General features: G+C 61.4%; 23 protein-coding genes and 1 pseudogene (1 of these 24 running past the window's edge). 15 read left to right on the forward strand and 9 right to left on the reverse strand.

Features of this window, described 5'->3' with window-relative positions; translation table 11 throughout:
• Positions 1–145 precede the first annotated feature (145 nt).
• The 11 genes and pseudogenes from L9B60_RS14475 to L9B60_RS14525 all read left to right on the forward strand — a co-directional run bounded on the left by L9B60_RS14475 (position 146) and on the right by L9B60_RS14525 (position 10976).
• Positions 146–1267, forward strand: a complete 1122-nt coding sequence (locus tag L9B60_RS14475; protein WP_249679482.1) for an ABC transporter ATP-binding protein — start codon at positions 146–148, stop codon at positions 1265–1267.
• Between the two features lie 55 nt (positions 1268–1322).
• Entirely contained in the window at positions 1323–2357 is a 1035-nt protein-coding gene (locus L9B60_RS14480; RefSeq protein WP_249679483.1) for an ABC transporter substrate-binding protein, read from the forward strand.
• Between the two features lie 68 nt (positions 2358–2425).
• Positions 2426–3673, forward strand: coding sequence for an ABC transporter permease (locus tag L9B60_RS14485; protein ID WP_249679484.1), 1248 nt, complete (start codon positions 2426–2428; stop codon positions 3671–3673).
• 11 nt (positions 3674–3684) lie between these two features.
• Positions 3685–4510: pseudogene (locus tag L9B60_RS14490) on the forward strand (ABC transporter permease).
• Between the two features lie 121 nt (positions 4511–4631).
• Entirely contained in the window at positions 4632–5306 is a 675-nt protein-coding gene (gene rpe / locus L9B60_RS14495) for a ribulose-phosphate 3-epimerase (protein WP_249679485.1), read from the forward strand.
• Complete coding sequence (locus L9B60_RS14500) at positions 5303–6121, forward strand: phosphoglycolate phosphatase (protein WP_249679486.1); 819 nt, start codon at positions 5303–5305, stop codon at positions 6119–6121. Before rpe ends, L9B60_RS14500 begins: the two co-directional genes overlap by 4 nt.
• A 71-nt stretch (positions 6122–6192) precedes the next feature.
• Positions 6193–7680: an anthranilate synthase component I gene (gene trpE, locus L9B60_RS14505; protein ID WP_249679487.1), complete on the forward strand. Its 1488-nt coding sequence runs from the start codon at positions 6193–6195 to the stop codon at positions 7678–7680.
• A 10-nt stretch (positions 7681–7690) separates the two neighbouring features.
• A complete protein-coding gene (locus L9B60_RS14510; RefSeq protein ID WP_249679488.1) occupies positions 7691–8290 on the forward strand; it encodes an aminodeoxychorismate/anthranilate synthase component II in 600 nt (199 codons plus the stop codon).
• A 9-nt stretch (positions 8291–8299) separates the two neighbouring features.
• Complete coding sequence (trpD, locus tag L9B60_RS14515) at positions 8300–9349, forward strand: anthranilate phosphoribosyltransferase (protein ID WP_249679489.1); 1050 nt, start codon at positions 8300–8302, stop codon at positions 9347–9349.
• Complete coding sequence (trpC, locus tag L9B60_RS14520) at positions 9346–10164, forward strand: indole-3-glycerol phosphate synthase TrpC (RefSeq protein ID WP_249679490.1); 819 nt, start codon at positions 9346–9348, stop codon at positions 10162–10164. The genes trpD and trpC overlap by 4 nt, the downstream gene beginning before the upstream one ends.
• Positions 10165–10280: 116 nt before the next feature.
• Positions 10281–10976, forward strand: a complete 696-nt coding sequence (locus tag L9B60_RS14525; RefSeq protein ID WP_249679491.1) for a lipoate--protein ligase family protein — start codon at positions 10281–10283, stop codon at positions 10974–10976.
• Here the strand turns inward: L9B60_RS14525 and crp are convergent.
• Positions 10973–11611, reverse strand: coding sequence for a cAMP-activated global transcriptional regulator CRP (gene crp, locus L9B60_RS14530; protein WP_249679492.1), 639 nt, complete (start codon positions 11609–11611; stop codon positions 10973–10975). The two genes, L9B60_RS14525 and crp, sit on opposite strands and share 4 nt — an antisense overlap.
• A 202-nt stretch (positions 11612–11813) precedes the next feature.
• On the opposite strand from crp, the gene L9B60_RS14535 reads away from it, so the two are divergent.
• Positions 11814–12236 carry an OsmC family protein gene (locus tag L9B60_RS14535; RefSeq protein WP_249679493.1) on the forward strand — a complete coding sequence of 141 codons (423 nt, stop codon included), beginning with the start codon at positions 11814–11816 and terminating at the stop codon, positions 12234–12236.
• Positions 12237–12289: 53 nt separating this feature from the next.
• Here L9B60_RS14535 and coq7 read toward each other — a convergent pair whose 3' ends face one another.
• From coq7 to hemJ, 6 genes are all read right to left on the reverse strand, one after another.
• The gene (gene coq7 / locus L9B60_RS14540) at positions 12290–12937 is read right to left on the reverse strand and encodes a 2-polyprenyl-3-methyl-6-methoxy-1,4-benzoquinone monooxygenase (protein WP_249679494.1); all 648 of its coding nucleotides are present in this window, start codon (positions 12935–12937) and stop codon (positions 12290–12292) included.
• Between the two features lie 61 nt (positions 12938–12998).
• Positions 12999–13337: a histidine triad nucleotide-binding protein gene (locus L9B60_RS14545; protein WP_249679495.1), complete on the reverse strand. Its 339-nt coding sequence runs from the start codon at positions 13335–13337 to the stop codon at positions 12999–13001.
• Positions 13338–13410: 73 nt separating this feature from the next.
• Positions 13411–14184 (reverse strand): SDR family NAD(P)-dependent oxidoreductase, encoded by a 774-nt coding sequence (locus tag L9B60_RS14550; protein WP_249679496.1) that lies wholly within the window; start codon positions 14182–14184, stop codon positions 13411–13413.
• A gap of 111 nt (positions 14185–14295) precedes the next feature.
• Positions 14296–15108 carry a DUF805 domain-containing protein gene (locus L9B60_RS14555; RefSeq protein ID WP_249679497.1) on the reverse strand — a complete coding sequence of 271 codons (813 nt, stop codon included), beginning with the start codon at positions 15106–15108 and terminating at the stop codon, positions 14296–14298.
• Between the two features lie 45 nt (positions 15109–15153).
• Complete coding sequence (locus L9B60_RS14560) at positions 15154–16122, reverse strand: NAD(P)H-dependent flavin oxidoreductase (RefSeq protein ID WP_249679498.1); 969 nt, start codon at positions 16120–16122, stop codon at positions 15154–15156.
• A gap of 21 nt (positions 16123–16143) precedes the next feature.
• Positions 16144–16566 carry a protoporphyrinogen oxidase HemJ gene (gene hemJ / locus L9B60_RS14565; RefSeq protein ID WP_249679499.1) on the reverse strand — a complete coding sequence of 141 codons (423 nt, stop codon included), beginning with the start codon at positions 16564–16566 and terminating at the stop codon, positions 16144–16146.
• 139 nt (positions 16567–16705) lie between these two features.
• On the opposite strand from hemJ, the gene argC reads away from it, so the two are divergent.
• On the forward strand, positions 16706–17740 hold the full coding sequence (gene argC, locus L9B60_RS14570; RefSeq protein ID WP_249679500.1) for an N-acetyl-gamma-glutamyl-phosphate reductase: 1035 nt from the start codon (positions 16706–16708) through the stop codon (positions 17738–17740).
• 163 nt (positions 17741–17903) lie between these two features.
• Positions 17904–18254, forward strand: coding sequence for an iron-sulfur cluster insertion protein ErpA (gene erpA / locus L9B60_RS14575; protein WP_249679501.1), 351 nt, complete (start codon positions 17904–17906; stop codon positions 18252–18254).
• A gap of 56 nt (positions 18255–18310) precedes the next feature.
• Here the strand turns inward: erpA and L9B60_RS14580 are convergent, their stop codons facing one another.
• Positions 18311–19405, reverse strand: a complete 1095-nt coding sequence (locus L9B60_RS14580; protein WP_249679502.1) for an anhydro-N-acetylmuramic acid kinase — start codon at positions 19403–19405, stop codon at positions 18311–18313.
• A gap of 3 nt (positions 19406–19408) precedes the next feature.
• Positions 19409–20845 carry a peptidoglycan DD-metalloendopeptidase family protein gene (locus L9B60_RS14585; RefSeq protein WP_249679503.1) on the reverse strand — a complete coding sequence of 479 codons (1437 nt, stop codon included), beginning with the start codon at positions 20843–20845 and terminating at the stop codon, positions 19409–19411.
• Between the two features lie 208 nt (positions 20846–21053).
• Between L9B60_RS14585 and tyrS the strand changes: the two genes are divergently transcribed.
• Positions 21054–21231: the 5' portion of a tyrosine--tRNA ligase gene (gene tyrS / locus L9B60_RS14590; RefSeq protein ID WP_249679504.1), read on the forward strand. The gene runs 1022 nt beyond the window's last position; the window shows 178 of its 1200 coding nt (coding positions 1–178); its start codon is at positions 21054–21056; its stop codon lies off the right edge, out of view.

Here is a 21231-nt window from a genome sequence, read left to right on the forward strand (position 1 = left end):
TCTCAGGCCTTCCTCGAAAAACATACCTATGCGCGCCATCGCTGTAGGGCAATCCCTACAGCAATCTCTCCCAGCCCCCGATTTGCGTGACGTGCAGCCTTCACTAGGCTTAGTGCACGGCAGTCATAAAAGCAAAGGTGTGGGTATGAGCGAGGTGAATTCAAGCGCTGGGGCGAGCGACGTGCTGGTCAGCTTTCGTGGCGTGCAAAAAAGCTACGACGGCGAGGCGCTGATCGTCAAAGACCTGAACCTGGACATTCGCAAGGGCGAGTTCCTGACGTTGCTGGGGCCCTCCGGCTCGGGCAAGACCACCAGCCTGATGATGCTGGCCGGGTTCGAAACCCCCACCGCCGGCGAGATCCTGCTGGGTGGCCGTTCGATCAATAACGTGCCGCCGCACAAGCGTGACATCGGCATGGTGTTCCAGAACTACGCGCTGTTCCCGCACATGACCGTGGCCGAGAACCTGGCATTCCCGCTGTCGGTACGCGGCTTGAGCAAGACCGACATCGGCGAGCGGGTCAAAAAAGTGCTGAACATGGTCCAGCTCGACGCTTTTGCCCAGCGTTACCCGGCCCAGTTGTCCGGCGGCCAGCAACAACGCGTGGCATTGGCCCGCGCACTGGTGTTCGAACCACAGTTGGTACTGATGGATGAACCCTTGGGTGCGCTGGACAAGCAACTGCGCGAACACATGCAGATGGAGATCAAGCACCTGCACCAGCGCCTGGGTGTGACCGTGGTGTACGTGACCCATGACCAGGGCGAAGCCTTGACCATGTCGGACCGGGTGGCCGTGTTCCATCAGGGCGAGATACAGCAGATCGCCCCCCCGCGTACCTTGTATGAAGAGCCCAAAAACACGTTCGTCGCCAACTTCATCGGCGAGAACAACCGCATCAATGGCCGCCTGATCACCCAGACCGGTGACCGCTGCGTGGTTGGCTTGGCCCGTGGCGAGAAGGTCGAGGCGCTGGCCGTCAACGTTGGCGAACCGGGTGATCCGGTCACCTTGTCCATCCGCCCCGAGCGCGTGCGCCTCAATGGCCACAGTGAGAGCTGCGTGAACCGCTTCTCTGGCCGTGTCGCCGAATTCATCTACCTGGGCGACCACGTGCGGGTGCGCCTGGAGGTGTGTGGCAAGTCGGACTTTTTCGTCAAACAACCCATTGCCGAGCTCGACCCGACGCTTGCGGTGGGGGATGTGGTACCGCTTGGCTGGCAGGTCGAGCACGCCCGTGCGCTCGATCCGTTGTTAGTCGATTAAGAGGCGACCTGATCGCCCCATGCTTCACCCAACCCTGCATTGGAGAGAAGAATAAATGCTCAAGCACTTGAAATTCACCGCCCTGACCTTGGGCATGATGTGTGCGGCCCAGGCGATGGCGGCCGAGGACCTGACCGTGGTTTCCTTCGGCGGCGCGAACAAGGCGGCGCAGGTCAAGGCCTTCTACGAACCGTGGGAAAAAGCGGGCAATGGCAAGATCGTCGCCGGCGAGTACAACGGCGAGATGGCCAAGGTCAAAGCCATGGTCGATACCAAAAGCGTGTCCTGGAACCTGGTCGAGGTTGAATCCCCGGAACTGGCCCGTGGTTGCGACGAAGGCATGTTCGAAGAACTCGACCCGGCGCTGTTCGGTAAAGAGTCCGACTACGTGAAGGGTGCCATCCAGCCTTGCGGCGTAGGCTTCTTCGTATGGTCCACGGTGCTGGCGTATAACGCCGACAAACTGAAGACCGCGCCTACCAGCTGGGCTGACTTCTGGGACACCAAGCAATTCCCGGGCAAGCGCGGCCTGCGCAAGGGTGCCAAGTACACCCTGGAATTCGCATTGATGGCCGACGGTGTCGCGCCTAAAGACGTGTACAGCGTGCTGGCCACAAAAGCCGGCCAGGACCGTGCCTTCAAGAAACTCGACGAGCTCAAGCCAAGCATCCAGTGGTGGGAAGCCGGTGCCCAGCCGCCGCAGTACCTCGCTTCGGGTGACGTGGTGATGAGCTCGGCCTACAACGGCCGCATCGCTGCCGTGCAGAAAGAAAGCAACCTGAAGGTGGTGTGGAACGGCGGCATCTACGACTTCGACGCATGGGCCATTCCCAAAGGCGCGAAGAATGCCGACCAGGCGAAGAAATTCATCGCCTATTCGGTCAAGCCAGAGCAACAGAAGATCTATTCGGAAAACATCGCCTACGGCCCCGCCAACAGCCAGGCCGTGCCGCTGCTGGACAAGGCCATCTTGAAAGACATGCCGACCACGCCTGAAAACATTGCCAACCAGGTGCAGATCGACGTGGGCTTCTGGGCCGATAACGGCGAGCAGTTGGAACAGCGTTTCAACGCCTGGGCCGCCAAGTAAGTTGTGCACCGGCTCCGCCAGCCCTGGCTGGCGCAGCCACTTGACCAAAGAGTTTCACGGAGTTCGCCATGGCCGTCGCAGTGCCCCTCAAAGAGGTCGCCAGCCCTAATCTGAAACAGCGTCTGGCCCGTGCCGAACGGCTCAACCGCTGGAAGGCCCAAGCCCTGATCGCGCCGTTGGTGCTGTTTTTGCTGTTGGTATTCCTGGTGCCGATAGCCGTGCTGTTGTACAAAAGCGTGGGCAACCCGGAAGTGGTCGGCGCCTTGCCGCGCACCGTGGCTGCCGTGGCCACCTGGGATGGCAGGGGCTTGCCGGACGAGCCGGTGTACAAGGCCCTGAGTGAAGACCTGGCCGAATCACGCAAGAATCAAACCTTGGGCGACCTGTCCAAGCGCCTGAACATGGAACTGGCCGGCTACCGCAGCCTGCTGGCAAAAACTGCCCGCGCCTTGCCGCTCAAGGCCGAGCCTGCCTCCTATAAGGAAGCGTTGCAGAACCTCGACGAACGCTGGGGCGACCCTGCCTACTGGCAGGCGATCCGCCGCAACACCAGCAGCGTCACCCCTTTCTACCTGCTGGCCTCGGTGGACCATCGCATCGATGACCTGGGCGAAGTGGCACCGGCCACCCCGGACCAGGCCATTTACCTGGACATCTTCGCCCGGACGTTCTGGATGGGCCTGGTGATCACGGTCATCTGCCTGGTGCTGGCTTATCCGTTGGCGTATCTGCTGGCCAATCTGCCGGCACGCAAGAGCAACTTGCTGATGATTCTGGTGCTGTTGCCGTTCTGGACCTCGATCCTGGTGCGCGTGGCTGCCTGGATCGTGCTGTTGCAATCCGGCGGCCTGATCAACAGCGCGCTGATGGCCACGGGCCTGATCGACAAACCGCTGGAATTGGTGTTCAACCGCACCGGCGTGTACATCTCCATGGTGCATATCTTGCTGCCGTTCATGATTTTGCCGATCTACAGCGTGATGAAGGGGATTTCGCCGACCTACATGCGGGCCGCCATCTCCTTGGGCTGCCATCCATTTGCCAGTTTTTGGCGCGTGTACTTTCCGCAAACCTACGCGGGCGTAGGGGCCGGTTGCCTGTTGGTGTTCATCCTGGCCATCGGCTACTACATTACCCCGGCCTTGCTGGGCAGCCCCAACGACCAGATGGTCAGCTATTTCGTGGCGTTCTACACCAACACCAGTATCAACTGGGGCATGGCCACGGCCTTAGGCGGGCTGCTGTTGCTGGCGACCGTGGTGCTTTATCTGGTCTATAGCAAGCTGGTCGGCGCCGGTCGCCTGCGCCTGAGCTGAGGAGAATCGAAATGCTGAGCCCTTACATGTCTCCCATCGAGCGGATCTGGTTCTACAGCTTGCGCATCCTTTGCGGGCTGATCCTGTTGTTCCTGATTTTGCCGGTGCTGGTGATCATCCCGCTGTCGTTCAATTCGGGCAGTTTCCTGGTGTACCCGCTGCAGGGTTTCTCGCTGCACTGGTACCAGGACTTCTTCGGCTCGGCCGAATGGATGCGGGCGCTGAAAAACAGCGTCATCGTCGCCCCGGCAGCCACGGTGCTGGCCATGGTGTTCGGCACCCTGGCGGCCATCGGCCTGACGCGCGGCGATTTCCCTGGCAAATCACTGGTGATGGCCCTAGTGATCTCGCCGATGGTGGTGCCGGTGGTGATCGTCGGCGTGGCCAGCTACCTGTTCTTCGCCCCACTGGGGCTGGGCAACAGTTTTACTTCGCTGATCCTGGTGCATTCGGTGCTGGGCGTGCCATTCGTGATCATCACCGTGTCGGCGACCTTGCAGGGGTTTAACCATAACCTGGTGCGGGCTGCTGCCAGCTTGGGGGCCTCGCCGATCACCGCGTTTCGTCGGGGTGACACTGCCGCTGATCGCACCCGGCGTTATCTCCGGAGCGTTGTTCGCCTTTGCCACCTCGTTTGATGAGGTGGTGGTGACACTGTTCCTGGCCGGGCCCGAGCAGGCAACCTTGCCACGGCAGATGTTCAGCGGTATCCGCGAGAACCTGAGCCCTACCATTGCCGCGGCTGCGACCTTGTTGATCGCCTTTTCGGTGATCCTGTTGCTGACGCTTGAATGGTTGCGCGGGCGCAGCGAGAAACTGCGTACGGCGCAGGTATAGCGGCCCTCACCCCAACCCTCCAAGGCGGGAGAGGGTTGGGGTGAGGGGGCTTGGCTCCCCCGTAGTTCTTTGGCTGATGTACAATGCGCGCCACCGTGATATCAGCCAAGACAGGTGCTTCATGCAGCCCTTCGCAATTGCTCCGTCCATCCTTTCCGCGGATTTCGCTCGTCTGGGCGAGGAAGTCGACAATGTACTGGCCGCTGGCGCCGACATTGTGCATTTCGATGTGATGGACAACCACTACGTGCCCAACCTGACCATCGGCCCGATGGTCTGCGCGGCACTGCGCAAGTACGGCATCACCGCGCCGATCGACGCACACTTGATGGTCAGCCCCGTGGACCGCATCGTCGGTGATTTCATCGAGGCGGGTGCCACCTACATCACCTTCCACCCCGAAGCCACCCTGCACGTGGACCGTTCCCTGCAACTGATCCGTGAGGGCGGCTGCAAGGCAGGCCTGGTGTTCAACCCGGCCACCCCGTTGGACGTGCTCAAGTATGTGATGGACAAAGTCGACATGGTGCTGCTGATGAGCGTGAACCCAGGCTTCGGCGGGCAGAAGTTCATCCCCGGCACCCTGGACAAGCTGCGTGAAGCCCGTGCGTTGATCGACGCCAGCGGCCGTGATATCCGCCTTGAGATCGACGGCGGCGTCAACGTCAACAACATTCGCGAAATTGCCGCCGCTGGCGCCGACACCTTCGTGGCCGGTTCGGCGATCTTCAATGCGCCCAACTACCAGGAAGTGATCGACAAGATGCGTGCGGAACTGGCGCTGGCCCGTTCATGAGTGGCTTCGAGCAGCTGTTCCCCGGCAGCCTGCCACGGCTGGTGATGTTCGACCTGGATGGCACCCTGGTCGATTCGGTCCCGGACCTGGCGGCGGCGGTGGACAAAATGCTGCTCGAACTGGGCCACCCGGCCGCCGGAATCGAAGCGGTGCGCGTATGGATCGGCAACGGTGCGCGGGTTTTGGTACGCCGTGCGCTGGCCGGTGGTTTTGAACATGCGCATATAGATGAAGCTGACACCGACCGAGCGCTGGCCATCTTCATGGAAGCCTATGCCGACAGTCATGCACTGACGGTCGTATACCCTGGCGTGCGCACCGCGCTCAAGTGGCTGAAGAAACAGGGTGTTGAAATGGCCCTGATCACCAACAAGCCGGAGCGCTTTGTCGCGCCTTTGCTCGATGAGCTGAGGCTGGGCCGGTATTTCCGCTGGATCATTGGCGGCGACACCCTGCCTCAGCAAAAGCCGGACCCTGCGGCCTTGAACTTCGTGATGCAAATGGCCGGGGTAAAGCCGGCCCAGGCGCTGTTTGTCGGTGATTCGCGCAACGATGTGCTGGCGGCCCATGCGGCGGGCGTGCGTTGCGTGGCGTTGAGCTATGGCTACAACCATGGCCGGCCGATCGCCGAGGAGTCCCCTGCGCTGGTGATAGACGATCTGCGAACATTATTGCCCGGTTGCTTAGATGAAGCGGCTGAGATAACGTTGGCGGACGAAGATTCCCCCTCTAAACGAGATTCCATCGTGGTGGTCACCCGCAAACTCTGGATGAAAGTCATCAAGGCCCTGGCCCGCTGGCGTTGGCGCGCCTGACTTTTACCTGGCCGGACCTGCCGGCGCGTTTGCATACCTGACCGATATACCCTCAAGCCACGAGGCTGCTCATGATCCGTGAAGAATTCCTGCGTTTGGCCGCTGCCGGCTACAACCGCATCCCGCTTGCCCGCGAAACCCTGGCCGACTTCGACACCCCGCTGTCGATCTACCTGAAATTGGCCGACGAGGCCAACTCCTACCTGCTCGAATCGGTGCAGGGCGGCGAGAAGTGGGGCCGTTACTCGATCATCGGCCTGCCATGCCGCACGGTGTTGCGCGTGCACGACCATCTGGTCAGCGTGACCACCGACGGCGTAGAGGTCGAGCGCCACGAAGTCGCAGACCCACTGGATTTCGTCGAGACCTTCAAGGCTCGCTACAATGTGCCGACCATCGCCGGCCTGCCGCGTTTCAACGGCGGCCTGGTGGGTTACTTCGGCTACGACTGCGTGCGCTACGTGGAAAAACGCCTGGGCCGTTGCCCCAACCCAGACCCGATCGGGGTGCCGGACATCCTGCTGATGGTCTCGGACGCCGTGGTGGTGTTCGACAACCTGGCGGGCAAGATGCACGCCATCGTGCTGGTCGACCCCGCCCAGGACGACGCCTACGAGCAAGGCCAGGCGCAGCTTGAGGCCTTGATGGAAAAACTCCGTCAACCGATCACCCCGCGCCGCGGCCTGGACCTGGACCGCCCGCCGGCAGCCGACCCGCAGTTCCGCTCCAGTTTCACCCAAGATGACTACGAGCGGGCGGTCGACACCATCAAGGAATACATCCTGGCCGGCGACTGCATGCAAGTGGTGCCGTCGCAGCGCATGTCCATCGACTTCAAGGCTGCGCCCATCGACCTGTACCGGGCGCTGCGCTGCTTCAACCCGACGCCGTACATGTACTTCTTCAATTTCGGCGACTTCCACGTGGTAGGCAGCTCGCCAGAAGTGCTGGTGCGCGTCGAAGACAACGAGATCACTGTTCGCCCGATCGCCGGCACCCGCCCGCGCGGCGCCACCGAAGAGGCAGACCATGCCTTGGAAGTAGACCTGCTGAGCGACCAGAAAGAGATCGCCGAGCACTTGATGCTCATCGACCTGGGCCGCAATGACACCGGCCGTGTTTCGGAAATCGGCTCGGTGAAGCTCACCGAGAAGATGGTCATCGAACGTTATTCGAACGTGATGCACATCGTGTCCAACGTCACCGGCCAGCTCAAGAGCGGGCTCACGGCGATGGACGCATTGCGGGCGATCCTGCCGGCCGGCACTTTGTCGGGCGCGCCAAAGATTCGCGCGATGGAAATCATCGACCAGTTGGAACCGGTCAAACGTGGCGTGTACGGCGGCGCGGTGGGCTATTTCGCCTGGAACGGCAACATGGACACGGCCATCGCGATTCGTACCGCGGTGATCAAGAACGGTGAACTGCACGTGCAGGCCGGTGGCGGCATCGTCGCCGACTCGGTGCCGGCCCTGGAGTGGGAAGAGACGCTGAACAAACGCCGCGCGATGTTCCGCGCCGTTGCGCTCGCCGAACAAACCCCCCACTCCGACGCCTGAGGACAGCCCCATGTTGCTGATGATCGACAACTACGACTCTTTTACCTACAACGTTGTGCAGTACCTGGGCGAGCTGGGTGCAGACGTCAAAGTCCTGCGCAATGATGAATTGACCATTGCCGACATCGAGGCCATGGCGCCGGAGCGCATCGTCGTCTCCCCGGGCCCATGCACCCCGACCGAAGCGGGCATTTCCATCGAGGCGATCCTGCATTTCGCCGGCAAACTGCCCATCCTGGGTGTCTGCCTGGGCCACCAGGCCATCGGCCAGGCCTTCGGCGGCGACGTAGTACGCGCCCGCCAGGCCATGCACGGCAAGACAAGCCCCGTGTACCACAAGGATCAAGGTGTGTTCGCCGGCTTGAACAACCCGCTCACCGTTACCCGTTACCACTCGCTGATCGTCAAGCGCGACACCCTGCCGGACTGCCTTGAGCTGACCGCCTGGACCCAGCACGCCGACGGCTCGGTGGACGAAATCATGGGCCTGCGCCACAAGACGCTGAACATCGAGGGGGTGCAGTTCCACCCTGAATCGATTCTGACCGAGCAGGGCCACGAGCTGTTCGCCAACTTTCTCAAGCAAACCGGCGGCAGCCGTCAGGGCTAAGGAATGAGCATGGATATCAAGACAGCATTAGGCCGCATCGTCGGCCACCTGGACCTGAGCACCGACGAGATGCGCGATGTGATGCGCGAAATCATGACGGGCCAGTGCACCGAGGCGCAGATCGGCGCCTTCATGATGGGCATGCGTATGAAAAGCGAGAGCATCGACGAAATCGTTGGTGCGGTCTCGGTGATGCGCGAGCTGGCGGACAAGGTTCAACTCAATACCCTGGACCGCGTGGTTGATGTGGTCGGGACCGGCGGCGATGGCGCCAATATTTTCAACGTGTCCACGGCGTCGGCGTTTGTCGTGGCGGCCGCAGGCTGCACGGTGGCCAAGCACGGCAACCGCGCGGTGTCGGGCAAAAGCGGCAGTGCCGACCTGCTGGAAGCGGCCGGCGTCTATCTGAACCTGACCCCGGTGCAAGTTGCGCGCTGCATCGACAGCGTGGGCATCGGCTTCATGTTCGCCCAGGCCCACCATGGCGCCATGAAGCACGCGGCCATCCCGCGTCGCGACCTGGGCCTGCGTACCCTGTTCAACATGCTTGGCCCGCTTACGAATCCGGCTGGCGTGAAGCACCAGGTGGTTGGCGTGTTCAACCAGGCGCTGTGCCGTCCGTTGGCCGAGGTGCTGTTGCGCTTGGGCAGCGAGCATGTGTTGGTGGTGCATTCCCAAGACGGCCTGGATGAGTTCAGCCTGGCGGCACCGACATTTGTAGCGGAGCTGAACAAAGGCCAGATCACCGAATACTGGGTGCAGCCTGAAGACTTGGGCATCAAGAGCCAGAGCCTGTACGGCCTGGTGGTCGAGAGCCCGGCAGCATCGTTGGAGCTGATCCGCGACGCCCTGGGCCGGCGCAAGACCGAGAACGGTCAGAAAGCTGCCGAAATGATCGTACTCAATGCCGGTGCCGCGCTGTATGCCGCCGACCATGCTTCTTCGTTGAAGGAAGGCGTGGCCCTGGCCCATGATGCCTTGCACACCGGCCTTGCCCGGGAAAAGCTCGAAGAGCTGGGCGCCTTTACCGCGGTATTCAAGCAGGAGAATGAAGGATGAGTGTGCCGACGGTTCTGGAAAACATTCTGGCCCGCAAGGCCGTGGAAGTGGCCGAGCGCTTGGCACGGGTCAGCTTCGCTGAAGTCGAGGCGCAGGCCAAGTTAGCCGATGCGCCACGCGGTTTTGCCCATGCCTTGATGGCGCAGGCAAAGCTTAAGCAGCCGGCAGTGATCGCCGAAATCAAGAAGGCTTCGCCGAGCAAAGGCGTGATTCGCGAGCACTTCGTGCCTGCCGACATTGCCGTCAGCTACGAGAAGGGCGGTGCGACTTGCCTGTCAGTGCTTACCGACATCGACTATTTCCAAGGGGCCGACATTTACCTGCAGCAGGCGCGCGCGGCGTGCTCGTTGCCGGTGATCCGCAAGGATTTCATGGTCGACCCTTATCAGATCGTCGAAGCCCGGGCGTTGGGTGCCGATTGCGTGCTGTTGATCGTGGCGGCGCTGGATGACGTGAAAATGGCCGAACTGGCATCGGTCGCCAAGGGCGTCGGCTTGGACGTGCTGGTTGAAGTGCACGATGGCGATGAACTGGAGCGTGCATTGAAGGTGCTCGACACTCCGCTGGTGGGCGTGAACAACCGCAACCTGCACACCTTCGAGGTCAACCTGGAAAATACCCTGGACCTGCTGCCGCGCATTCCGCGTGACCGCCTGGTGATTACCGAGAGTGGCATCCTCAACCGCGCCGATGTCGAGCTGATGGAAATCAGCGATGTGTATTCGTTCCTGGTTGGCGAGGCCTTCATGCGCGCCGAAAACCCGGGTTCCGAATTGCAGCGCCTGTTCTTCCCGGAGCGCTCGGCACAGGACTGACTCCATGATCATCTGTAGGGGCGGATTGATCCGCGAATGAAACGCCTCGGTACACCTGCTACACCGCGGTGTACCTTTCGCGGATAACTCCGCTCCCATAGAGGTTTGGGGACACGATGCAACGTTTGACTGTGGAAGCCGGCCTGAAGGCCGAACAGGATCTGCTCGCGGCCGTGTGTTCCGGCGAACAACGCGACGGCCTGCTGTTTTGGCAGCCCACTGATCGCGCCCTGGTGATGCCGCGGCGCATGAGCCGTCTGCCAGGTTTCGAGCCTGCCTGCCATGCCGTTCAAGCGTCGGGCTGGCCAGTATTGTTGCGCGAAACCGGCGGCGAACCGGTGCCGCAATCTGCAGCCACCCTCAACGTTGCCCTGGTGTATGTCGCGCCGCGCAGCGAAGGGGATCAAAACCGTATCGAATTGGCCTATCAGCGCTTGTGCCAACCGCTCAGTGAAGCAGTGACCGCTGCTGGTGGCCAAGCGAGCTTGGGCGAAATCGACGGGGCGTTTTGCGACGGCCGCTTCAACGTCAACATCAATGGCCGCAAATGGGTGGGCACGGCGCAACGCTGGCGCCAGGGCCTGAGTGGCACGCGGCCGGTGGTGCTGGTGCACGGCGCCATGCTGATGGACAACGAGCGCGAATCGATGGTGGCAGCGGTCAATGCCTTCAACGTGGCCTGCCAATTACCGCAGCGAGTCCGGGCGCACAGCCATATCGCCTTTGCCGAACTGGCGACGACGGCGGGCCTGGTGCAAGCGCTGGGCCTGCGTTATCGACAGTTGCTGGCGACCCTGCGCGAAATACCTTAACGCGTGCCGAATACCACCATGGTCTTGCCTTTGACATTGACCAGGTTGCGCTCTTCCAGATCCTTCAACACACGCCCGACCATCTCCCGCGAGCAACCGACGATCCGGCCGATTTCCTGGCGGGTGATCTTGATTTGCATGCCGTCGGGGTGGGTCATGGCGTCGGGTTGCTTGCACAGTTCCAGCAGGCAACGGGCAACGCGACCGGTCACGTCAAAAAACGCCAAGTCGCCGACCTTGCGGGTGGTATCGCGCAAGCGCTTGGCCATCTGGCAGCCCAAGGCGAACAGATATTCCGGGTCTTGCTGGCCTAATTCGCGGAACTTGGCGTAACTGATCTCCGCCACTTCACAGTCGGCCTTTGCTCGTACCCAGGCACTGCGTTCGTGGAGCGAGCTGGGTGATTCAAACAAGCCCAACTCGCCGAAAAAGTCGCCACTGTTCAGGTAGGCAATGATCATTTCCCGGCCTTCCTCATCCTCGATCAGGATGGTGACCGACCCCTTGATGATGAAAGACAGAGTGTCGGAGTTATCCCCGGCGCAGATGATATTGCTTTTGGCCGCATAGCGGCGGCGCACACAATGGCTCAGCAGCTTGTCGATGTTTTTGATCGGTGACGTGAGAGCAACCATGGCTGATTTCCGGGAGTAGACAGTCGTCGACGCGCTGTTTTTTTAGTGCTGGCTGGGGCGCCAGTGATTTGGCGTCAGCTTATCAGACGTCCAAGTTTGTATCGGCAGATTTACTCGCCGCTTTAGGCGCTTGGCCGTCATCGGTCGGGTGGCGAGGGCTGTGCTAAGCTGGCGGCCTTTTTAAAGCAGTGGAGTCCGGGTGATGAAGGCACGTATCCAGTGGGCAGGCGAAGCCATGTTCCTAGGCGAATCGGGCAGTGGCCATGTCGTGGTCATGGACGGTCCGCCGGAAAGCGGTGGGCGCAACCTGGGTGTGCGGCCCATGGAAATGCTCTTGCTGGGCCTGGGTGGCTGCAGCAATTTCGACGTGGTCAGCATCCTGAAAAAATCCCGCCAGGCCGTGGAGAGCTGCGAAGCCTTCCTGGAAGCCGAGCGCGCTGACGAAGACCCCAAGGTGTTTACCAAAATTCATCTGCACTTCGTGGTCAAGGGCCGTGGCTTGAAAGAAGCCCAGGTCAAGCGAGCGGTGGAGTTGTCGGCAGAGAAGTACTGCTCGGCTTCGATCATGCTCGGCCGTGCGGGCGTCGAAATCACCCACGATTACGAGATCATCGAGTTGGGTTGAAAAAGCGCGCATGAAAAAAGGGACCTCGCGGTCCCTTTTTTTGTGCCTGCCGATCAGATCCGGTAGGTGCTCTTGGTCATGACCTTGGCCAGCAGGCTCATGCCCAGGCGCACGGGCGCGGGGAAGCGGAAACCGCCGGCACCCAGGGCCGACTCGGCGTGTTGCTGCTCATCGGTGCGCATCTGCTCGAGAATGGCCCGGGACTTTTCGTCCTCGGCCGGCAGTTGCTCCAGGTGTTCGTCCAGGTGCTTGACCACCTGATGCTCGGTGGCGGCGACGAACCCCAGGCTGACGCGGTCGCTGATCAGCCCGGCAGCCGCGCCGATACTGAACGACATGCCGTAGAACAGCGGGTTGAGCACGCTGGGGTGGCTGCCCAGCTGGCGGATACGTTGCTCGCACCACGCCAGGTGATCGACTTCTTCCTCGGCGGCATGCTCCATGGCCTTGCGCACTTGCGGCAACTTGGCGGTCAGGGCTTGGCCCTGGTACAGCGCCTGGGCGCACACTTCGCCGGTATGGTTGATGCGCATCAGCCCAGCCACGTGGCGGGTTTCGACATCATCAAGCTTGCTGTCCGGTTGCACGATCGCCGGCGACGGTCGCGATGGCTGGCCGCTGAAAGGCAGCAGCGTGCGCATGGCGGTATCGGCCTGCAGCAGGAATTTGTCGATGGGCGAATAGTGACGTTCGGTAGCCATGGGCACCTCCGGTTAGTGTAGGTGCGGATTTATCCGCGAACCAGGCGATTGGGTCTATCGATCAGCCCGGCGGCCAATGCATCTGCCGCTGCCCCAACACGTGCATGTGAATATGGTAGACCGTCTGGCCACCCTGCTCGTTGCAATTCATCACCACGCGAAAGCCATCGTCACAGCCCAATTCCTTGGCCAGGCGCTGGGCGGTGAACAAAATGTGCCCTAACAGCCCCTTGTCGTCCTCGGTGAGGTCGTTGAGGGTACGAATGTGTTTTTTCGGGATGACCAGGAAATGCACGGGCGCCTGCGGGGCGATGTCGTGAAAAGCCAGGACCTGATCGTCTTCGTAGATGATCTTCGCCGGTATTTCCCGGTTGATGATCTTGGTGAACAGAGTTTCCACAGCTGTTTCTCCATATTTAGTGGGCCGGCCTGAGTGTACTCAGGGGCTTGGCCTTCGCCCAGCGCTGATTCGGTCAGCGCGGGCGATAGGCGATGTTGATGGCGCCGGCGATCTTGCGCACCAGCCAGCGTGAACCCAGCCGGCCGCTGCGGGCCAGCCAGCGGTTGCGACGCCCGGGGATGATCACCGCGCGGTTGCGCGCCAGTGCTCGCACAGTATAAAGCGCGACCTCTTCGGGGCTCAGTACCCGGCCGCTGTTGTGCAGGCGGTCGATCACTCGGTCAGCCGAGTGCACCGGCCCTGGACACAGCACGGACACTTTCACCCCACTCTGTTTCAGCTCTTCGCGCAGGGCTTCGGAAAAATGCAACACGTAGGCTTTGCTCGCGGCATAACTGGCCATCCACGGGCCCGGTTGAAAGGCCGCCAGGGATGCCACATTGAGTATCTGCCCGCCCCCTTGCACGGCCATGGCATTGCCCACCGAGTGGCAAAGCCGGGTCAGGGCCAGCACGTTGAGCTCGATCAGGTCCTGTTCGCGCATCCAGTCCTGAGCCAGGAAATGCCCATAGGAGCGGATGGCCGCGCAGTTTACCAACAGGTCGATGTGCCGTTCACCCTCTTCAAGCTCCAGCAAAAAGCCGGACAGGCGCAGGGGCTCGCTCAGGTCGCAGGCACGGAACAGCACTTCAACGCCGAAACGTTGGGTCAGTTCGATCGCGACGCTTTCCAGGGCTTCGCGCTGCCGGGCCACCAGGATAAGGCTGCGGCCACGGCGTGCCAGGGCTTCGGCCATGGCCAGGCCAATACCGCTGGAGGCGCCAGTGATCATGGCGTAACGGGTCATGCAATTCTCCATACGAACACTTCCGTGCCCGGCCTGATGGGAGAGGCCGGGGCCAGAGGTGTTGACTCATGGCGACAGTCTACCGTGCACGGGCCCCTTATGCCGAATCGCTTACAGGGCAGTGCCGCCGGTATAACGGTGCATCAGCCCGGCAAACAGCCCCATGCCGAAGGCGGCGGCGAGCGCGAGCACCACGACCAGCCAGAGTGACGCGAGGATTTTCACGCCCAGGGTGTTGGGTGGCGGGGGCGCGCCATACTGAGACACCCCACGGGTGCCGGGGGCACAGACCAGTACCAGGAACAGTAGCGTGTTAATGCCCGGGATCAGGTTGAGCAGGGCCAGCCAGGCCGACCAACCGATATCATGCAACCGCTGCGCGCAAATCTGCAGGCCGACCACCACCGAGGCGATCCACAAGACTGAACTGATGAGGCTGCCGAATATCGGTGCAAATCCCGCCATGACACCGGTGATGAACAAGGGAATGAACAGCGCTGCAAACAGCACCAGGGACCAGGCCAGGTAGCGCAGCCGGCCGATGCGCCCATGGAAGCTGAACACCTTGAGCTCGCCATGCACCGCCACGGTGTCGATGACTTCGGCCCGTGGCGGTGCATAAGGTGAGTGCACGGCATCAGGCGCAGGTTCGGGCTCGAAGGTCAGGGGCTCCAGGGTCAGTTCCTGGGGCGGTTCGGCTTCGATGCGCGCATCCACGCCGGCTTTGTGCAGCGCGTTCAGGTATCTCTCGGCCTTTTCCTGGGGCAAATTGCGCTTGAGCGCGACCTTGCGCCCGCTGAACAGCTTTTCGATGGCCAGCAGGTCGCTTTTGAACAGCTGGGCCAGGTTGGCCTTGGCGGTTTCCGGTTCTACGCCAGGCAATGCGCTGCCTTCGAAGACGATTTTGAACAGTGCGGTGCTCATGGGGTGGGGCGTCCTTGTCATGTTTTCAGCGCATGATAGCGGCTTTCAGCGTGGCCAATAGTCCGGAAGGCGGGTGGCCAAAGCCAGCGCCTGGCGGTATTCGTCGTCCAGGCGAGCCACCAGTTCGCCCACGCTCGGTAAATCGTCGATCTCGCCCACCCCTTGGCCGGCCGACCATACGGTTTTCCAGGCCTTGGCTTCATCATCCACAGGCTTGAGCCGCGAGGCAAAATCCATGGTGCCGGTGCCCTTGAGGGCGGCCATGTCGTAACCGGCGGTCTCCAGGCTTTGGCGCATGAAGCTTGCGGGTACGCCGGAGACTGCAGCCGTGTGCACGATGTCCGCTGCCTTGGCGCCCAACAGCATTTGTTTATACGCATCGGGTGCGTGGCTTTCCTGGCTGGCGATAAACCGGGTGCCCAGGTACGCCAGGTCCGCCCCCAGCAATTGCGCGGCAAGGATCTCCCGGCCATGGTTGATGCAGCCGGCCAGCAGCAGCGTCTTGTCGAAAAACTGACGAATTTCGGCCACCAGGGCGAACGGGCTCCACGTGCCGGCATGCCCACCGGCACCTGCCGCCACTGCGATCAGCCCGTCCACACCGGCTTCGGCTGCTTTTTCGGCATGCCGGCGCGTGGTCACGTCATGAAACACTAGGCCGCCGTAGCTGTGAACCGCGTCCACCAACTCTTTCACGGCGCCCAAACTGGTGATGACGATGGGCACCTTGTGCTCCACGCAAATCGCCAGGTCTGCCTCCAGGCGTGGGTTGCTGTGGTGCACGATCAGGTTGACCGCGTAGGGGGCGGGCTTGTCGAGCAGGGCCAGGCCAGCTTCTATCTCTATCAGCCATTGCTTGAAACCTGCGCTGTCACGCTGGTTCAAGGCCGGGAAGCTGCCCACCACGCCATTCTTGCAGCAGGCCAGGACCATCTGCGGGTTGGAAATCAGGAACATCGGCGCTGCCACCACGGGCAAACGCAGCGATTGATCGAGCAGTGTGGGCAGCGACATGAGTTTCTCTCTGTTATTGGGTTAGAACGGCTTGACGACCACCAGAATGACGATAGCCAGTAAAAACAAAACAGGTACTTCGTTGAACCAGCGATAGAAGACATGTGAGCGGGTATTTTCGCCGCGGGCGAAGCGTTTTACCTGTGCGCCACACATATGGTGGTAGCCGATCAGCAACACCACGAAGGTCAGCTTGGCGTGCATCCAGGCCTGGCTCATGAAGCCTGGGCTCAGCCACAGCAGCCATAGGCCGAATACCAGTGTGGCGATCATCGAGGGGCCCATGATGCCGCGGTACAGCTTGCGCTCCATGATGCAGAAGCGCTCCTTGCTGGCGGTGTCCTCGCTGGCGGCGTGGTAGACGAACAGGCGGGGCAGGTAGAACAGGCCGGCAAACCAGCAGACGAGGCTGATGATGTGCAGTGCTTTGATCCATAGATACATTTTTTTGGTTTTCCCAGGTTCACGGTAGTCGCGATAGTAGTGCTTCCCATGGCCGTACGTCATTACAACGGTTGTTACGAAAGGCTCTGGCCCCTATCATCAGGGGCTTTCCAGTCAGTACATCGAGAGGGGCAGGTTCATGGTCAAGGTCGGTATCGTCGGCGGCACGGGTTACACCGGGGTCGAACTGCTGCGTCTGTTGGCAGGGCATCCTCAGGCCGAGGTGGTGGTCATCACTTCGCGCTCCGAAGCGGGCCTACCCGTGGCTGACATGTACCCCAACCTGCGCGGCCACTACGATGGCCTGGCGTTCAGCGTGCCAGACACCAAGACCCTGGGCGCGTGCGACGTGGTGTTCTTCGCCACCCCGCACGGCGTTGCCCACGCCCTGGCCGGTGAATTGCTGGCTGCGGGCACGCGGGTCATCGACCTGTCGGCCGACTTCCGCCTGGCAGACAGCGAGGAATGGGCCAAGTGGTATGGCCAGCCGCACGGCGCTCCGGAGTTGCTGAAGGATGCGGTCTATGGCCTGCCTGAGGTCAACCGCGAGCAGATCCGCGGCGCGCGGCTGATCGCGGTTCCGGGGTGCTATCCGACCGCCACGCAACTGGGTTTCCTGCCGCTGCTGGAAGCTGGCCTGGCCGATAACTCGCGCCTGATCGCCGACTGCAAGTCGGGTGTCAGCGGCGCGGGCCGGGGCGCCAGTGTGGGGTCGTTGTTCAGCGAAACGGCAGAAAGCATGAAAGCCTACGCTGTGAAAGGTCACCGCCACTTGCCAGAAATTACCCAAGGCCTGCGTCGTGCGGCCGGCGGGGATGTGGGCCTGACCTTCGTGCCACACCTTACGCCGATGATTCGCGGTATTCACTCCACCCTGTACGCCACGGTGGTCGACAAGTCGGTGGACCTACAGGCGCTGTTCGAAAAACGCTATGCCGATGAACCGTTCGTCGACGTGATGCCTGCCGGCAGCCACCCGGAAACTCGCAGCGTGCGCGGTGCCAACGTCTGCCGTATTGCCGTGCATCGGCCGCAGGGCGGCGACCTGGTCGTCGTGCTCTCGGTCATCGATAACCTGGTCAAGGGCGCGTCCGGCCAGGCGGTGCAGAACATGAACATCATGTTCGGCCTGGATGAACGCCTGGGCCTGGCCCATGCGGGCATGATGCCGTAAGAGCATTGCGCGCACGCTTGAAAGCCCGCCTCGGCGGGTTTTTTTGTGCCCGCACGCCGGGCGAGGGACGAACGCGCCGGACAATTGTTGACCATTTTTCTAGGAGAAGCGGATAATGGCGCCATTACGCATTATGACGGCATAGCGCCGGGAGAGAGTCAGCATGAGCGTCGAGTCCTTTACCCCAACGGCTTTGCAATTCACCCATGGTGCAGCGTACAAGGTGAAAAGCCTGGTCGACGAAGAGGGTAATGATCGTCTGAAATTGCGCGTCTTCGTCACAGGGGGTGGCTGTTCAGGTTTTCAGTACGGCTTCACCTTCGATGAAGACGTGGCCGATGACGACACCATCGTCGAGCGCGAGGGCGTGAGCCTGGTCGTCGACCCCATGAGCTTTCAGTACCTGGCCGGTGCTGAAGTGGATTACCAGGAAGGCCTGGAAGGTTCGCGGTTCGTGATCAACAACCCGAATGCTTCGACCACCTGCGGTTGCGGTCAATCGTTCTCGATCTGATCGTTGCCTAGGGTTACAAGACGCCGCGCCCTAGCGCGGCGTTTTGCTGTCTGGGGTCAGGCCGGGTAGATCGCCCCGAGGATGCGCAAGCCACGGGCGCCGGTCACGCTAGGGCGATTGGTCGGGATGCCGCGAAGGCAGCAGTGGGCCAGCCATGCAAAGGCCATGGCTTCTACCCAGTCCGGATCAATGCCGTAGGCTGCCGTGCTGGCGACCTTGCTGGCAGGCAGCAACTGCGCCAGGCGCGCCATCAACGCCGCGTTATGTGCGCCACCGCCACATACCAATAGCTCATCGGTTTGCGCTTGGGCATGTTGCAGGGACTGCACGATAGTCTGGGCTGTCAGTTCCAGAAGGGTGGCCTGCACGTCTTCATCGGCGCAGGTCGGTAGCTTGGCCAGGTGGCCTTGTAGCCAAGGCAAGTTGAACACTTCGCGGCCTGTGCTTTTGGGGCCAGTGCCGGCAAAGAACGGGTCGCTGTAGAGATGCTGTAGCAAGGTGGCATTGACCTGGCCGCTGGCGGCCCACTGGCCATCGCGGTCGTAGGCGTGACCCTGCTTGAGGTCAATCCAGGCATCGAGCAGCACGTTGCCGGGCCCCGAATCGAAGCCGTGCACGGGGCGGCCCTTGTCGATCAGGCTCAGGTTGCTGAAGCCGCCGACGTTCAGAATTGCCAAGTGATCGCCATGGCTGGCGAACAACGCCTCATGAAAGGCCGGTACCAGGGGGGCACCCTGGCCACCTGCGGCAACGTCGCGCCGGCGGAAGTCGCCGACCACGCAAATGCCGGTCAACTCGGCCAGCAAGGCCGGGTTGCCGATTTGCACGGTAAAGCCGCGCGCTGGTTCGTGGCGGATGGTCTGCCCATGGCTGCCGATAGCGGTGATGGCTTGGGCAGTGAGCTGTTGTTCGGCCAGCAGTTGGCTGACGCCCGAGGCGGCGAGGCGAACCCACTCATTTTCGGCCAGGGCGCAGCGGGCAACTTCGTCAGGCCCGCTGGCGCACAGGCTGAGCAGGTCCAGGCGCAAGGCATCGGGCATGGGAGTGTAATGGGTGGCAATCAGCTTGAGCGCTTGCTCGCCCTGGTCTACCAGCGCGATGTCCAGGCCATCGAGGCTGGTCCCGGACATCACGCCAATGTAGAGCGCCATGGCTTAGCGCTTGCTCGCCAGCAGGGTGGTGCGTTCCTGGTCCATCTTGGCCATCAGCGGCTGGCTTTGCTGCTGGAAGCGCGCCTTCTCGGCCTTGGCGATCGGATCGGCCATCGGCAGCTTCTGGCCCAGCGGGTCGACGTGCACGCCGTTGACCTGGAACTCGTAGTGCACGTGCGGGCCGGTGGACAGGCCGGTGGTGCCAATGTAGCCAATCACTTGGCCTTGCTTGACGTTGGTGCCGTCCTTGATGCCCTTGGCGAAGCCCTGCATGTGACCGTAAAGGGTTTTGTAGGTGTTGCCGTGGGCGATGATCACGGTATTGCCGTAACCGCCGCGGCGGCCGGCCAGGATCACCTTGCCATCGCCGGTGGCCTTGATGGGCGTACCGCGTGGCGCTGCGTAGTCGACGCCCTGGTGTGCGCGGATCTTGTTCAGGATGGGGTGGAAGCGGCCTACCGAAAAGCGCGAGCTGATGCGCGCGAAGTCCACCGGGGAGCGCACGAAGGCCTTGCGCATGCTGTTGCCGTCGGCGGTGTAGTAGTTGGTGGTGCCTTGTCTGCTGGTGTAACGCACGGCGGTGTAAGTCTTGCCGCGGTTGGTGAAGCGGGCAGACAGGATGTTGCCGGTGCCGATCACCTTGTTGTTCAAGACTTTCTGTTCGTACATCACGTCGAACTCGTCACCCTGGCGAATATCCTGGGCGAAATCCACGTCATAACCGAAGATGCTGGTCAGGTCCATGACCTGCTTGTGTGACAGCCCGGCACGCTGGCCAGATAGGGACAGCGAGCTTTTGATCACGCCGTGGGCGTAGGCCGCGCGCATCATTGGCTTGGCTACGTCGCGGTTGAAGGCGTAACCGTTTGCGGCCTTGGTCAGGCGGATAGTCTCGGTGTCGCTGAGCTTGGTGTGCAGGCTTTGCAGCAGACCGTCCGGGGTCAGTTCCACTTCCAGCACCTGGCCATTTTTCAGGTGGGTGAACTGCTTGGCTTGTTTATCGCTGGCCAGCACGTCCTGGACGGTGGTGGCCGGCAGGCTCATTTTTTCAAACAGGGTAGACAGCGTGTCGCCCTTGCTTACCACCACCTGGCGATGGTTTGGCAGCTTTTTCTCCGGTTCGGAGGCTGCCACTGCCGGTTCCGTGGCCTCTTGAGCCGTCGCATCCTTGTCGTCGCCATTGTCTATCTGGGCGAAGGGGGAGGGCGCGGCTTCTTCGGCCTGGGTATCGGTGTCGGTAGTAGCGGGTGGTGTGTTCTGGGCTTTCTTGAGCTGGTCGGCCGGGGTTTCCAGCTCCAGGTTCAATGAGGTCTTTTTGGCTTCTACTTCGCTGGAGGGGAATACCAGCAAGGCCAGGCTGAGGAGGGCGGCGATGCCGCTGGCTGCCAACAGGTGGCTCTTCGGATAAAGCGGTGGCGCCTTAGTCGGTTCGTTGGTCATAGGTGTTTTGACTTTAAAAAAGATGAAATGGAAAAGATGAATGACATGATGAAGATGAAATAACTGTATAAAATATAACCAAATCCACCCCGAGGCAAGCCCGCAGACGCCATGAGTCGGGATTGAGGTCACATCGGGGGCAAAAACTTGTATTTGGTGGCTGATCTTGTATGGTTGGGTCCCTTTGAATCTTGGCCTTGGGTTGGTTATGAAGTCGGTTGAAGAGCAGCTAGCGCTGATCAAACGTGGTGCGGAAGAGGTACTGGTCGAATCCGAATTGGTCGAGAAGCTCAAGCGTGGCCAACCGCTACGCATTAAGGCTGGCTTTGACCCGACGGCACCCGACCTGCACCTGGGGCACACGGTGCTTATTAATAAGCTGCGCC

This window comes from Pseudomonas abieticivorans, assembly GCF_023509015.1.
In the GTDB taxonomy this organism is placed as follows: Bacteria; Pseudomonadota; Gammaproteobacteria; order Pseudomonadales; family Pseudomonadaceae; genus Aquipseudomonas; species Aquipseudomonas abieticivorans.

Excerpts from the sequence above, each read along its gene's own strand:
- L9B60_RS14475 (WP_249679482.1), top strand. The coding sequence starts at position 146 with ATGAGCGAGGTGAATTCAAGCGCTGGGGCGAGCGACGTGCTGGTCAGC.
- L9B60_RS14480 (WP_249679483.1), top strand. The coding sequence starts at position 1,323 with ATGCTCAAGCACTTGAAATTCACCGCCCTGACCTTGGGCATGATGTGT.
- L9B60_RS14485 (WP_249679484.1), top strand. The coding sequence starts at position 2,426 with ATGGCCGTCGCAGTGCCCCTCAAAGAGGTCGCCAGCCCTAATCTGAAA.
- rpe (WP_249679485.1), top strand. The coding sequence starts at position 4,632 with ATGCAGCCCTTCGCAATTGCTCCGTCCATCCTTTCCGCGGATTTCGCT.
- L9B60_RS14500 (WP_249679486.1), top strand. The coding sequence starts at position 5,303 with ATGAGTGGCTTCGAGCAGCTGTTCCCCGGCAGCCTGCCACGGCTGGTG.
- trpE (WP_249679487.1), top strand. The coding sequence starts at position 6,193 with ATGATCCGTGAAGAATTCCTGCGTTTGGCCGCTGCCGGCTACAACCGC.
- L9B60_RS14510 (WP_249679488.1), top strand. The coding sequence starts at position 7,691 with ATGTTGCTGATGATCGACAACTACGACTCTTTTACCTACAACGTTGTG.
- trpD (WP_249679489.1), top strand. The coding sequence starts at position 8,300 with ATGGATATCAAGACAGCATTAGGCCGCATCGTCGGCCACCTGGACCTG.
- trpC (WP_249679490.1), top strand. The coding sequence starts at position 9,346 with ATGAGTGTGCCGACGGTTCTGGAAAACATTCTGGCCCGCAAGGCCGTG.
- L9B60_RS14525 (WP_249679491.1), top strand. The coding sequence starts at position 10,281 with ATGCAACGTTTGACTGTGGAAGCCGGCCTGAAGGCCGAACAGGATCTG.
- crp (WP_249679492.1), bottom strand. The coding sequence starts at position 11,611 with ATGGTTGCTCTCACGTCACCGATCAAAAACATCGACAAGCTGCTGAGC.
- L9B60_RS14535 (WP_249679493.1), top strand. The coding sequence starts at position 11,814 with ATGAAGGCACGTATCCAGTGGGCAGGCGAAGCCATGTTCCTAGGCGAA.
- coq7 (WP_249679494.1), bottom strand. The coding sequence starts at position 12,937 with ATGGCTACCGAACGTCACTATTCGCCCATCGACAAATTCCTGCTGCAG.
- L9B60_RS14550 (WP_249679496.1), bottom strand. The coding sequence starts at position 14,184 with ATGACCCGTTACGCCATGATCACTGGCGCCTCCAGCGGTATTGGCCTG.
- L9B60_RS14555 (WP_249679497.1), bottom strand. The coding sequence starts at position 15,108 with ATGAGCACCGCACTGTTCAAAATCGTCTTCGAAGGCAGCGCATTGCCT.
- L9B60_RS14560 (WP_249679498.1), bottom strand. The coding sequence starts at position 16,122 with ATGTCGCTGCCCACACTGCTCGATCAATCGCTGCGTTTGCCCGTGGTG.
- hemJ (WP_249679499.1), bottom strand. The coding sequence starts at position 16,566 with ATGTATCTATGGATCAAAGCACTGCACATCATCAGCCTCGTCTGCTGG.
- argC (WP_249679500.1), top strand. The coding sequence starts at position 16,706 with ATGGTCAAGGTCGGTATCGTCGGCGGCACGGGTTACACCGGGGTCGAA.
- erpA (WP_249679501.1), top strand. The coding sequence starts at position 17,904 with ATGAGCGTCGAGTCCTTTACCCCAACGGCTTTGCAATTCACCCATGGT.
- L9B60_RS14580 (WP_249679502.1), bottom strand. The coding sequence starts at position 19,405 with ATGGCGCTCTACATTGGCGTGATGTCCGGGACCAGCCTCGATGGCCTG.
- L9B60_RS14585 (WP_249679503.1), bottom strand. The coding sequence starts at position 20,845 with ATGACCAACGAACCGACTAAGGCGCCACCGCTTTATCCGAAGAGCCAC.